Origin of the sequence: Brevundimonas sp. NPDC090276 (assembly GCF_044772165.1) — a bacterium.
GTDB lineage: Bacteria > Pseudomonadota > Alphaproteobacteria > Caulobacterales > Caulobacteraceae > Brevundimonas.
This window is the reverse complement of sequence record NZ_JBIVYK010000002.1, coordinates 1,056,468-1,068,798: the sequence shown is the minus strand read 5'-3', so window position 1 is coordinate 1,068,798 and position 12,331 is coordinate 1,056,468. Positions and strand designations below refer to the sequence as shown.

Below are 12,331 nucleotides of genomic sequence, written 5' to 3'. Positions count from 1 at the left end.
TTTTTGCTGTCAGCCTTGAAGGCGGATCAGACGGCGTCGGCGGCCGCGATGGCTTCGTTGCGGTCGTTGTCCTGCACGGCGGCGATGATGGCCTTGCGGGTGATCAGCAGCAGGGCGATGCCCGCGCTCAGCGACACGGCGGTGACCAGGGCCAGGGCCTTGCCCAGGCTGGTCGGGCCGTCGAACAGGTGTTCGCTGATGAAGCCGATGATCAGCGGCCCCAAGCCCATGCCGGCCATGTTGGCGACCAGCAGATAGATGGCGGTCATCCGTCCGCGCATCGAGGCGGGCGTCAGGATCTGCAGCGTGCCGGCCTGCAGGCCGCCGATGGTGGAGACGGTGGCCATGCCGACCGCTGCCAGGGCCAGGGCGATGGTGGTGTCGCTGACCAGATAGGCGCCCATCATCAGCGGGAACTGGATGATGGCCGAGGCCAGGACGATCCGCACCGGGGCGTCGGCGTGGCCGCGCTTGGCCGAACGGTCGGACAGCAGGCCGCCGACGGCCAGACCCACGGTGCCGAACAGGCCGATGATGACGCCGAAGGCCAGACCCAGCTGGGCCGGGTTCATGGCGTGGGCGCGGGCGAAGTGGACCGGGGCCCACAGCATGGCGCCATAGGCCGCGATGACCATCAGCGAATAACCGATGACCACGCCGCCGAAGGCCGCCTTGTGGTTCATCGCCAGGGCCCACAGGGCGCTGAGGGGCGGGGCCTTGGCGGCGCCGCGACGACGCTTGGCCTCGCGCACGGTCAGCAGCATCAGGGCGGCCAGGGGGGCGCCCAGCAGGCCGACAGCCACGAAGGCCAGACGCCAGCCGGTCAGATCGCCCCAGGGCAGGGCGACATTGGTTTTCATCGCCCAGGCGACCAGAACCCCGCCGAACAGCATGGCCACGCCGCCTCCCAGCGACACGCCCATGTTGTAGAGGCTGACCGCGAAGCCGAGGCGCTTCTTCTCGAACCGGTCTGCGATGGTGGAATAGGCGGCGGGCGACAGGGTCGCCTCGCCGATGCCGACCATGGCCCGGGCCGCCAGCAGGGAGGCGAAGCCCCCGGCGAAGCCGCTGGCCGCCGTGGCCGCGCTCCAGCCCAGCACGCCGAAGACCATCAGGTTGCGACGGTTGCTGCTGTCGGCCAGCGAGCCGAAGGGGATGCCCATGATCGAATAGAGCAGGACGAAGCCAAAGCCGACCAGCAGGCCGACCTGGGTGTCGCCCAGACCCAGTTCCGTGCGGATCGGCTCGATCATCAGGCTGATCAGGACGCGGTCCATGAAGGACAGCATGTAGGCGACCATCAGGACCAGAACGACATAGATGGCGTAGGCCGGGCGCGATCGCGCTGCGGCTGTGACGGTGGCGGCGGCTGAGGTCATCCGCGGTCTCCTGTACTGTACTGAAGCGAATGGGCGGAGGCGGGCATCAGGCGCACGCCTTGATCTGGGCGTACCAGGCCGTAAGCGGGGCGGAGTCGAAGTACTCGTCAAGCCGGACGATCAGATCGTCCTGCACCTGGCAGACCAGGATGGCCGCCAGTTCCAGAACCGGTCCCTTGACGTGGGTGGCTCTCAGCAGGTGCTGCTGGACATAGCCGCCGGGGAAGGTCTCGACCCGGCGGTTCTGGTACTGCCGCTCGGACGTCTTTGCGACAAAGCCGGACAGAACGTCGAGGTTGGTTTGGCGATCAACCCCGACCCCGACCGTGTTGAGCCAGACGATGACGGCGGGGTCGTAGCAGGCCTTCACCGTCTGGATGTCGCCGGCCTGAATGGCCTCGATGAAGCGGTCGGCGAGGGCGCGGACGGCGGCGTCAGTGGGGAAGGAGGCGCTCATGCGTTGAAGGCCAGTTTGAGGCCGGGCTCGGCCCAACGCGTCTTGAACAGGGTTCCGGTCGAGGAGCCGGTGATCCAGGCGTCCTTCATGTCGGCGCCGCCGAAGCAGATGTTGGTGGTGACGAAGTCGGGGACCGGGACGTGGTGGGCCTGGCCGGTCGGCGAGACGACGGTGATGCCGCCGTTGATGCCGGTGGCCACGCAGACGTCGCCGTTGGCCTGAACCGCCATGCTGTCGAAGGGCAGGTAGTCGGGCAGGGTCAGGACGTGCCGCCCCGGCAGATAGGCGGCCGCGGCAGGCGTCAGAACGCCCGGCGCGCTCAGGTCATAGGCCCAGAGGCGGCAGGTCCAGGTCTCGGCAACGTAGAGGGTCTTCTCGTCCGGCGACAGGCCGCAGCCGTTGGGCCACGAAATCCGGTCGCGTTGACGCGAGATGAAGCCGCCGTCGGTCCTAGCGTAATAGAGCGCGCCATAGTCGCGGGTGGTCTCGTTTTCCTTGCCCAGATCGGTAAACCAGAAGCCGCCGTGACTGTCGAAGACGATATCATTCGGCGCGCTCAGCGGGCGTCCGTCGCATTCGGTATAGAGGGTCTCGACGGCCCCGGTGGTCAGGTCGACCGCCTGGATCGAGCCACCGGCGTAGTCGCTGGCCGCGCCGTGGGGGACCATCAGCCCGCCGTCCAGATCGACCCAGCCCAGACCGCCGTTGTTGCAGACATAGACTCGTCCGTCCGGGCCGATCGCGGCGCCGTTGGGACCGCCGCCGAGATGGGCGACGACGGTGATCTGGCCGTCCGGCGAGACCCGGCTCAGGGTCTGGCGACGGATCTCGACAAGCAGGACGGACCCGTCGGCCATGGCGATGGGGCCTTCGGGGAATTGCAGGCCTGTGGCGACGACTTCGAGCGACATGAAAGACGTTCCGTTCAGACGATGGGGTGATTGATCGGCAGGCCGAAGTGGCGGCGGCCGACCTGCTCGCGCGCGATGTCCCAGTCCCAGAAGGCGTGAGAGGTGACCGTCGCCAGGTCCCGCCAGAAGCGCTGCATCGGCTGGTCGTGGTGGTAGTTGGACGACCCGGCGTTCGCCATCATGTTCTGCGACACCTCGCGGCCGGTGCGGGCCAGATAGCCGGCCGAGCCCTTCAGGCTGATGCGGTCGTCGGTGGTGAAGCCGGTCTGCACCAGGGCCTCGGTGCGGGCCACATGGGCGCGGCCCAGAATGTCGACCGCCTGTGTTCCGACCTGCACCTCGCCCAGGGTGATGTGGGTGTGCTGCTGATCCTTGACCACGGCGCCCGAGAAGTTGCGCACGCGCCGGTCGACGATGTCCTCGAAGGCTGACAGGGCGCCCTTCAACCCGCCGGTCAGAACCGGGACGATGGTGGCGTAGGCCATGGGCACCAGGGGAATGGCGTACAGCGGGTTGTCGTACAGGGCCGTGCCGTCGGTCGGCCCCTTGCGCAGATCCACGCCGTCAATCGAGCGGTAGTGGGGGACGAAGACGTCGTTGACGACGATGTCGTTCGAGCCCGTGCCGGCCATGCCGCTGAAGCGCCAGGTGTCTTTCACGGTGATGTCGGAGACCGGCATGATGAAGCTGCGCGGCGTCTTTTCGGGGGTCATGCCCGACACCATGACCCAGTCGGCGTGCATGACTCCGGAGCCCCAGGGCGCGCTGCCGGTGATCCGCCAGCCGCCGTCGACGGGCTCGGCCTTCATCGTCGGCGCGGTCGCCGCCGGCAGCAGCACGAAGCCGCGCGCGCCGAACAGTTCATCCTGCGCCTGTGGGGTCAGCTTGGCTGCGTAGAGGTTGTGGCCGATGTAGAAGGCCGCGATCCAGGCCGAAGAGATGCAGCCCTGGGCCAGGGTGTCGACCACCTCGAACATGGTCTTCAGGTCGGACTCGGCGCCGCCCCAGCGCTTGGGGACCAGCATCTGGATGATGCCCGCGTCGATCAGGTCATTGATGGTGTCGTCGTGCGGGCGGCGCAGAGCCTCGGTCTCGGCGGCGCGGGCCTTGAGGACGGGCAGCAGCTCCTGCGCCCGGCCGATCAGTTCGGCGGAAGTCGTCATGGGTGAGCTCGGAATGGGAACGGTCAGGCAGAGAAGAGGCCGACGCTTTTCAGCGCCGGCCTCCGGGTCGTCAGAAGGTGAAGCTGAGGTCGACCCCGACTTCACGCGGCGGCTGATAGACCCGCGCGGCGAGCAGGGGGCCCACGCCGAAGGTGTTGTTGATCACCACCTCATCCGTCAGGTTCTTGCCCCACAGGCTGACACGCCAGCGACCGTCCGGCAGTTCCAGCGACACGCTGCCGTCCACGATGGTGTTGGCCTTGCGCATGGCGAAGTCCGACGTGGCGTTCAGGGCGTTGAAGCTGGTGTACATGTCGCTCATGTGGCGCACGCTGGCCTGAGCCGTCACCAGACCGAAGTCGTAGGACTCCTTGTAGTTGAGGGTGAGGCTGTTGCTCCACTCCGGAGCATAGGTCATCGGCAGATTGGTACGGTCGATCACGCCCTTGCCGTCGCCCAGGTCGGCCATGAACTCGTCGAAGCCGGCATCCAGGTAGCCGACCGACGCCGTGACGGTGAAGGCGTTGGTGATGACCGCCGTAGCCTCGGCCTCGAAGCCCGAAATCTTGGCGCTGCCGACGTTGGCGACCAGGGTCTGGTTGATGTTGGTGCCCGGGATCACCTGCTGAACGCTTTGCTGCATGTCCTTGTAGTTGCTGGTGAAGACAGCGGCGTTCAGGCGCAGGCGGCGGTCGAACAGGTCGCTCTTGATGCCGGCCTCATAGGAGTCGACCGTTTCGGAGTCATAGGGACCGACAGCCGTGAAGGTGCCGGCGCGGCCGTTGAAACCGCCCGCACGGAAGCCGCGCGAGTACTGGGCGTAGGTCAGCAGGGTGTCCGACCATTTGTAGCTGATCGCCACCTTGGGCGAGAAGTCGTCGAAGCTGGCGTCGAACGTTTTCGCGATCGCCGAGAAAAGCGGCTGGGTGGTGAAGGTCTTCTCTTCCTTGCTGTAACGGCCGCCGGCCGTCAGCGTCAGACCCGGCAGGACCTCGTAGTCCGCCTGACCGAACATCGCCCAGGAGTCGGCCTTCTGGCTGGTGTAGATCGTCGAACCGGCCGTCGGGCCGCCGAACACCAGACCGAACTGACCCGTGGCGATGTCGTATTCCTGGGTCATATAGTAGGCGCCGACGACATAGGTCAGCGGGCCGTCGCTGTTCGAGGCCAGACGGAACTCCTGGCTGAACTGGTCATGGGTTTCGTTGCGGTGGACGGTCATGAAGGGGATCGGCGTGGCGTCGAAGTCGCTCTGCACGTCCGTCTGGGTGTTGCGGTAGCCAGTGATGGAGGTCAGCGTGACCGGGCCCAGGTCCCAGTTGGCGTTCAGCGCCAGACCATAGGCTTCCAGATTCGAGAAGACGTCGTCGCCGATGTGGGTCAGGAAGGGATCGCCGTCCGCGTCGGCGGGCTCGCCGAAGCCGGGCAGGACCATGCCGGGCAGGCTGGCGTTCTCGACGCCCGGGCCGGTGCCCTTGTCCTTGGTGTAGTCGACGATCAGGGTGGCGTCGAAGGTCGCCGTCGGCGTCCACAGCAGGGCGCCGCGCATCGACGTCACGTCCTGGGCGCCCATGTTGCGGCCGTCGAAATTCTTGGTGTAGCCGTCGTAGGTCTTGGTCAGGAACGAGAACTTGCCGGCCAGTTGGTCCTCGATCAGGGCGCCTTCAACGCCGGCGCGCAGTTCCTGGCGGCCGTTGGAGCCGAAGGTGGCCTGGGCGCGGGCGCCGAAGTCGAACGAGGGACGACGCGACTGGACGCTGACCACGCCGCCGATGGTGTTGCGGCCGTAAAGGGTGCCTTGCGGACCGCGCAGGATGGTCACGCCGCCGATGTCGAAGAAGTCCTGAACCGCGCCGACGTTGCGCGACAGATAGACGCCGTCCAGTTCGACGCCGACCGAGGGTTCAAAGCTGGATTCCACGTCGGCGAAGCCGAGGCCGCGAATGAAGAAGGCGCTGGCGAAGGGATAGGCGCCGACCGGGGCCAGGACCACGTTCGGGATCTTGCCGTCCAGGCTGGTCAGGCTCTCGATCTTGCCGTCGGCCAGGGCCTCGGCGCCGAAGGCGCTGACGGCCAGCGGCACGTCCTGAAGCTTCTGCTCACGGCGCTGGGCGGTGACGACCACGTCGCCGATGGTGGCGGTTTCGACCTGGGCTGCGGCGGCGTCCGTCGTCGCGTCCTGCGCGATCGCGGGGGTGGCGCAGGCGGCGGCGAGCGCAACGCCGCACTTCAGCCAATATGACAATTTCATCCTATCCCTCTCCTCTGACTCTCGTTCTGAATGCGAGATGAGGGGATTGGCGCAGCAGTTCTTTTATTTGTCAAACTATCTGACGATTACGGCAAATAATTTGACCATTTCCTTTTGGATCGGCGACGATCAAGCAGGCCGCGTTGAGGTCGGGTGAAGATCCCCGGGCCAAGCGGTCCGGGGTCGCGGCGCCGATCATGGAGATGAGCGTCCGATTCTGCTGATATTGAAGCGTGAAGTTCAGACCCTGATCGCCAGACGAGGGCAGACGTCGATGCGGACTAGTGCTTCAGGCAGACAAATTCTGAGCGGATCCAGACCGCTAGTCCATTGATCGGCGCCTGAGACCGTTGCTCTCAAGCGGTCTCAGGCGACGTCTGTCAGTAGGTATAGGTCAGGTCCAGGCCCCACATGCGGGGTTCGGTCAGGCCGACGAACGGCGTGCCCAGGGTGGTGGCGGTGATGTTGTTGACGCCGGTCACATACTGGTTGTCGAACAGGTTGTTGACGTAGACGCCAAGCTGATAGCGCTCGTTGGCGGTCCGCCAGTAGAGGCGCGCGTCGGTCCGGTTCTGGGCTTCGGACGGGTCGAACCAGGGCGTCTTCAGGCAGGAGCCCTGGCCCGTCGAGGTCGTGTTGCATCGTCCCTCGCCGCGATAGGCGTGGATCACCTGTATGTCGAGCGAACCAGCAGCGCCCATGTCGTGGCGATAGGAAGCGCCTGCCGCCGCCGACCACAGGGGCTCGCCCGTGGGCTGCCCGGCCAGATCGCCGTCATCGGTGATCTTCCGGTTGTAGGTGGCGTCGATGTACTGAGCGTTGGCGAACAGCTTCAGCCCTTCCAGCGGCTCCACATCCAGTTGCATGTCGAGGCCCCAGGCGGTGTCGTCGCTGGTCTCGATCAGATACTGCGGCACGCTGGATCCCGCCGGGACGACCAGACGGATCGATTGCTTGCCGTCATAGTCGTACTGGAAGGCCGAGATGTTGAGGCGGGCGTTGGCGCCGATGTCGCTCTTCAGGCCGATCTCGAAATTCTGGACGTCTTCGTTGTCAAAGCGCGAGGCGACCTCGACGCTGTTGAAGCCGCCGGCCTTGTAGCCCTTGGCGTAGGAGAAGAAGACCATCGCGCTGTCGGTCAGGTGGTAGTCGGCGACGAAGCGCGGGCTGAGGTCTGACCACGAATCCGACAGTTCGCAGGTCACGCCTTCCTGAACCGTGACGCCGTTCTCGCACGGTACGCCGGCCAGTGGAGACAGGTCGAAGACATAGTCCGAGTAGAGGTAACCGAGCGCCGGGCCCATGTTGTCGCTCAAGACGAAGTTGGTCGTCGGATCGTTCAGCACGGCGTCCAGTTCGGGCGCGATGCGCCGGTCGTTCAGCCACTGGAACGACTTCTTGTCGTGAGTGTAGCGCAGGCCGAACGTCAGGTTCAGGCGATCGGTGGCGGCCCAGATCACGTCGGCGAAGACGGCGGTCGCGTCGAAGTCGCCCTCGTTGATCATGTCCTCCTGCCAACTGTGGCCCAGGGTGCTGGCGGGAATGCCGGCCATGCCCAGGATCATGTCGGCCAGCGAGAACAGCGGCATGCCGGCCGCATTGGTCAGGATCGTGTTGATGGTGTCGGTGGTGGCGTATGTGTCGCTGCGCTGCTTGGCGTTTTCGGAATAGTAGCTGGCGCCGGCGATCCAGTTGAACGCTCCGGTTTCGCCGGCCAGACGGAATTCCTGATACCAGGAGCGGTTCTTTTCCCGGTTGTTGGTGTCGAAATACAGGTCCGGGCGGTTGGTGCCGTCCTCGTCCTCGCGGTTCTCGGTGGTGAACTGCCGAATCGAGGTCAGGGAGGTGAAATCAACGTCGCCAAAGGCGTGTGTGATGGTCAGCACGCCCTCGTCGAGACGGCGCGTTTCGTGGTTGTCGATGACGTCGTTGAAGACGCGTTTCTCGAACGGATTGGTGTAGCCGGCGGGATCGGACGGGAAGGCGGGCAGGCCCGGCGCCGCCGGGATGGGCGCGACGCCGATGGCTGGACGCGCGTCCTGATCGATCTCGTCATGCGACCAGCTCAGGGTCGCCTGGGTCCGGGGCGTGATGTCCCAGCGCAGGGCCGCGCGGGCCGCCCAGTTGTCTTCGCGATCATAGTCCTCGCCGGTGGCGCTATCGATCAGCCAGCCGTCGCGGCGGTTCACCAGGGCGTTGACCCGCAGGGCCATGGTGTCGTTGATCGGCAGGTTGATCAGGCCCTCGAGGCGGCGCTTGTCGTATTCGCCGAGGCGAAGGCCGAGCCGGGCCTCGAACTCGTCGCTGGGCTTGTTGGTGGTGATGGAGACGGCGCCCGCGGCGCTGTTACGACCAAACAGGGTGCCCTGAGGACCCTTCAGCACCTCGACCCGCGCCACGTCGCTGAAGGCCAGCAGGGCCGCGCCCGATCGGGCCGCATAGACGCCGTCGACATAGACGCCGACCGCCGGATCGGTGCCGACGCCGAAGTCCGAGGTTGCGACGCCGCGAATGCTGTAGCGCGCTTGGGTCGGGCTGGTGTTCGAGACCGACAGGCCGGGCACGAAGGCGGCCATGTCGCCAATGTCGTCCGCCGCCAGGGCCTCCAGAGACGCGGCGGTGAGCACGTTGACCGTGATCGGCACCTCCTGAAGGCTTTGCTCGCGCCGTTGGGCGGTGACGATGACGTCGTCCAGCGACGTCGCCTCCTGCGGCGTCCTCTCCTGTGCCTGGGCCAGACCTGGCCCCATCAGCGCCGTCAGACCCACGCTGGCCGCCAGCGTCGCCTTCAGACAGAATTCCATCTTGCTCATAGTCGCCCTCCCAAATCCCCGTTCCCTCAAGTTCACGAAACAGAATATTATTCCGTTTGACAAGAGGCTGTGCGTCTATGCGCCCTTGCAGGGGCGTCAGGTCGTGTTAGACGGCCTGTGGAACCGGATGGAGAGGACGACGTCAGTGGCCCCGCGCACGCCGCAAGAGACCATCACCACGCTGGCCAGTACCTTGGAGCGGCGCACGGCGCCGATGCAGCAACGTGCGCGCGACCGGATCGACAGCGTTCTGGCGGCGACCGAACGCCTGCTGGCCACCACTTCCGTCGATACGATCACCACCAGCGCCATCGCCGCCGAAGCCAATGTGCCGGTCAGCTCGATCTATCGGTACTTCCCGAACGTCTTCGCTATCTACAAGGAGCTGTTCGAGACCCTGGTGTCGCAGATCCATGGCCGCATCGCCGAGATTCTGGAGAACCCGCAGTACACCTCGTGGCGAGAGCGTCATCTGCAGGTGATGCTGGTTCTGCGTACTACGTTGAACGAGGACCCGGCCTATCGGCCGCTGTTCCATCTGATGCTGACGACGCGCGAGTTGCGGATCGTCAAGGAACACGCCAATGCGCAGATCGCGGCCTATCTGGCGGCGCGCTGGGAGCGGGGCCTCGACGGCTTTCATGGCACTGCGCCTCTGGCGGTCGCGCGCATGGCCACCGAGATTTTCACCTCGTTCGAAACCCTGACCAGCGGCGAGGCCCAGTCCGAATGGACTGACAGCCTGTTCGCCGAGGCCACGCTGGCGCTGGAGCGCTATCTCTCGCTCTATCTGGAAGACCCTGCCTAAACGCGACCTCAGGCCATGCGCCGCAGAAGCGCCAGCTTGCCCTTGGTGAAGGGCGGATAGCGGATGCTGGCGTCCAGGGCGAAGCTGCGCCTCAGCACGGCGCGGCGGTGGCTGAAGGTCTCGAAGCTGAACCGACCGTGATAGGCGCCCATGCCGCTGGCCCCGACGCCGCCGAAGGGCAGGTTGGGATTGGCCATGAAAACGACGGTGTCGTTGATCGTCGCCGAACCTGATCGGGTCGCGGCGATGATCCGGTCGGCGGTCGCCTTGTTCTTGGTGAAGGCATAGAGCGCCAACGCCGGTGAACGGGCGTTGATGGCCGCCAGCGGCGCATCCAGAGTCTCGTAGGGCAGGACCGGCAGGATGGGGCCGAAGATTTCCTCGGCCATTACCGGCGCATCGGGCGAGACCTCGGTCAGGATGGTGGGCGCGACATAGCAGGCGTCGACATCTGTTTCGCCGCCCGTGACGGCGCGACCGTCGGCCAGCAGGGCCTGCAGGCGCGCGGCGTGGCGCGGGTTGATGATGCGCCCGAAGTCCGGGCTCGACTTCGGATCAGGCCCGAACATGGTCGTCGCGGCGCGCTTCAGCTCGTCCAGAAGCCGGGCCTCGACCGAGGCGGCGACATAGACGTGATCGGGCGCTACGCAGATCTGGCCAGCGTTGAGGAAACGGCCCCAGACAATGCGCCGTGCCGCCACCGCCAGATCGGCGGTCTCATCGACGATGCAGGGGTTCTGACCGCCCAGTTCCAGCACGACGGGGGTCAGATGTTTGGCCGCCGCCGCCATCACGATCCGACCCACGCGTTCGCCGCCCGTATAGAAGATCAGGTCGAACCTCTGGGCCAGCAGGGCGGTTGAGACGTCGGCATCCCCCTCGACCACCATAAAGGCGCGCGGGTCCAGATGACGTTCCATCAGTTGCTTCAGCAGGGCCGACGACTGAGCCGCCATTTCCGAGGGCTTGATGACAGCGCAGTTGCCCGCCGCGATGGCGCCGACCAGCGGCCCCAGCACCAGCTGGAAGGGATAGTTCCACGCCCCGATGATCAAGGTCACGCCGTAGGGCGCGGCCTCGATGGCGCTCTTGCCGGGCTGGACGGCGAGCGGCGACGCGGCCCGTTGCGGTCGCGCCCAGCGGCGCAGGTGTTTGCGCGCGTGGGCCGCTTCCTTGCGGACGAAATCGATCTCGGCCGTGGCGGCCTCGCCGAAGGGCTTGCCGAGGTCGGCCTTCAGGGCTTCGGCGATCTCGGCCTCGTTCTCGATCATCATCCGTTCGAGCGCGGCTAGCTGAGCCTGACGCCAGGCCAGATCGCGCGTCAGGCCGCTGTCGAAGGCGGCGCGCAGGCGCTGGACGACCGCAGCGACATCCAGGGGGGGGCCGAGGGCAGGGGGCGTCTCTACCGACATGATCCCTCCATGGAATCGATCCAGAAGCGGACGAGAGCCACGCCCTCGGCGTGGGCGGTCGAGCGGCCGATCTCGGGCATCATCACGGCGGGGTTCGTCGACGCCATGCGATAGGGAATGATCGAGGCCTCGGCGTCCCCCGGCACGATATCGAAGCGAAGATTGCCGGTGCCGGGACCCGCCGCGACCGGCAGCTTGCACGTGCCGGAGGCCCTCGACAGCGGCGTGGCGGCGTTCAGATACAGGCCCGAGGTGTCGGCGGGCCCCTCCGGGTTGTGGCAATGGCCGCAGTTGACGTCGAGATAGGCCCGCGCCCGCGCCTCGAGCGACGCGCTTGCGTCTGTCCACGCCACGTCCGCCGGGGCCTCTTTCGGATCGGCGAGGCCGCGCAGATAGCCCGCCTTGGTCAGGCGGGTTAGTTGGTTCTCGGTCCCGTCCGAATAGGCGAAGTCGCGATTGAGCAGTCGGGGCTTGGGACCGATGGGTTGAATGATGCGGGTGGCCACGTTGGTCGCGTGACAGGCCGAGCACTGGGTCACGTTCGGCACGACGTAGGAGAAGGCCTGGTCCGTGCCGTCCGCACGCGCCAACTTCAGCGGGACCACCGCGCCGACCCGGTGCAGGACCGCCTCGGTCTGGGCCTCGTTCCACAGATAGGTGAGGGCGGCCCAACCCTCGGGCCGGTGGATCAGCAGCCGGGTCTCGACGATGCGCACCTTCTTCAGGTTCAACCCTTCGCCGTCGTGGATCAGCGCCTGATCGGCCTGTTGGAGCACCCGACCGCCGCGACCGGTCTGATAGAAGAAGGTCTTGGTGATGACCGTCCCCACCGGGAAGGACAGTTCGTTGTCGCCCGGCTTGTAATCCGCCGCGGCGCCGGCTGGCATCCAGATGGTCCGCAGCTTCTGCGCATAGTCGGTGAACAGCGGCGTCGTCAGATCATAGGGCGTGACGCGCTGGCCCAGGATCAGGGCGTCGTCTGAGACCTGGACCATGCCCCAGTCCCGCAGGGACCTGGGGTTTTCGGTGGCGAAATAGGTCGGGTCGACCAGGGCCTGTTGAGGTTGCGCCTTGGTGCAGGCCGTCGCCCCGGCGACGAGCGCCAGGCAAAGGGTAATCAGATTGAACCGGGTCATA

The 12,331-nt window shown here is 66.1% G+C and carries 9 protein-coding genes; 1 reads left to right on the top strand and 8 read right to left on the bottom strand.

Features of this window, described 5'->3' with window-relative positions:
• Nucleotides 1–26: 26 nt before the first annotated feature.
• From ACIQTU_RS11015 to ACIQTU_RS10990, 6 genes are all read right to left on the bottom strand, one after another.
• Nucleotides 27–1,379 (bottom strand): spinster family MFS transporter, encoded by a 1,353-nt coding sequence (locus ACIQTU_RS11015; protein ID WP_400546598.1) that lies wholly within the window; start codon nt 1,377–1,379, stop codon nt 27–29.
• A 46-nt stretch (nt 1,380–1,425) separates the two neighbouring features.
• The gene (locus tag ACIQTU_RS11010) at nt 1,426–1,836 is read right to left on the bottom strand and encodes a nuclear transport factor 2 family protein (RefSeq protein ID WP_400546595.1); all 411 of its coding nucleotides are present in this window, start codon (nt 1,834–1,836) and stop codon (nt 1,426–1,428) included.
• Complete coding sequence (locus tag ACIQTU_RS11005; RefSeq protein WP_400546592.1) at nt 1,833–2,747, bottom strand: SMP-30/gluconolactonase/LRE family protein; 915 nt, start codon at nt 2,745–2,747, stop codon at nt 1,833–1,835. Before ACIQTU_RS11005 ends, ACIQTU_RS11010 begins: the two co-directional genes overlap by 4 nt.
• A gap of 14 nt (nt 2,748–2,761) precedes the next feature.
• Nucleotides 2,762–3,910, bottom strand: a complete 1,149-nt coding sequence (locus tag ACIQTU_RS11000) for a hypothetical protein (protein ID WP_400546589.1) — start codon at nt 3,908–3,910, stop codon at nt 2,762–2,764.
• A 70-nt stretch (nt 3,911–3,980) separates the two neighbouring features.
• Complete coding sequence (locus tag ACIQTU_RS10995; protein WP_400546586.1) at nt 3,981–6,161, bottom strand: TonB-dependent receptor; 2,181 nt, start codon at nt 6,159–6,161, stop codon at nt 3,981–3,983.
• A 380-nt stretch (nt 6,162–6,541) separates the two neighbouring features.
• Nucleotides 6,542–8,974 carry a TonB-dependent receptor gene (locus ACIQTU_RS10990; RefSeq protein ID WP_400546583.1) on the bottom strand — a complete coding sequence of 811 codons (2,433 nt, stop codon included), beginning with the start codon at nt 8,972–8,974 and terminating at the stop codon, nt 6,542–6,544.
• Between the two features lie 145 nt (nt 8,975–9,119).
• Between ACIQTU_RS10990 and ACIQTU_RS10985 the strand changes: the two genes are divergently transcribed.
• Nucleotides 9,120–9,782 (top strand): TetR/AcrR family transcriptional regulator, encoded by a 663-nt coding sequence (locus ACIQTU_RS10985; protein ID WP_400546580.1) that lies wholly within the window; start codon nt 9,120–9,122, stop codon nt 9,780–9,782.
• A gap of 8 nt (nt 9,783–9,790) precedes the next feature.
• Here the strand turns inward: ACIQTU_RS10985 and ACIQTU_RS10980 are convergent, their stop codons facing one another.
• Entirely contained in the window at nt 9,791–11,194 is a 1,404-nt protein-coding gene (locus ACIQTU_RS10980) for an aldehyde dehydrogenase family protein (RefSeq protein ID WP_400546577.1), read from the bottom strand.
• Nucleotides 11,185–12,330 (bottom strand): SO2930 family diheme c-type cytochrome, encoded by a 1,146-nt coding sequence (locus ACIQTU_RS10975; RefSeq protein WP_400546574.1) that lies wholly within the window; start codon nt 12,328–12,330, stop codon nt 11,185–11,187. The genes ACIQTU_RS10980 and ACIQTU_RS10975 overlap by 10 nt, the downstream gene beginning before the upstream one ends.
• Between the last annotated feature and the right edge of the window lies 1 nt (nt 12,331).

Bases quoted from the DNA above. Each gene is read 5' to 3' on its own strand.
- ACIQTU_RS11015 (WP_400546598.1), bottom strand. From the start codon at position 1,379: ATGACCTCAGCCGCCGCCACCGTCACAGCCGCAGCGCGATCGCGCCCG.
- ACIQTU_RS11010 (WP_400546595.1), bottom strand. From the start codon at position 1,836: ATGAGCGCCTCCTTCCCCACTGACGCCGCCGTCCGCGCCCTCGCCGAC.
- ACIQTU_RS11005 (WP_400546592.1), bottom strand. From the start codon at position 2,747: ATGTCGCTCGAAGTCGTCGCCACAGGCCTGCAATTCCCCGAAGGCCCC.
- ACIQTU_RS11000 (WP_400546589.1), bottom strand. From the start codon at position 3,910: ATGACGACTTCCGCCGAACTGATCGGCCGGGCGCAGGAGCTGCTGCCC.
- ACIQTU_RS10995 (WP_400546586.1), bottom strand. From the start codon at position 6,161: ATGAAATTGTCATATTGGCTGAAGTGCGGCGTTGCGCTCGCCGCCGCC.
- ACIQTU_RS10990 (WP_400546583.1), bottom strand. From the start codon at position 8,974: ATGAGCAAGATGGAATTCTGTCTGAAGGCGACGCTGGCGGCCAGCGTG.
- ACIQTU_RS10980 (WP_400546577.1), bottom strand. From the start codon at position 11,194: ATGTCGGTAGAGACGCCCCCTGCCCTCGGCCCCCCCCTGGATGTCGCT.
- ACIQTU_RS10975 (WP_400546574.1), bottom strand. From the start codon at position 12,330: ATGACCCGGTTCAATCTGATTACCCTTTGCCTGGCGCTCGTCGCCGGG.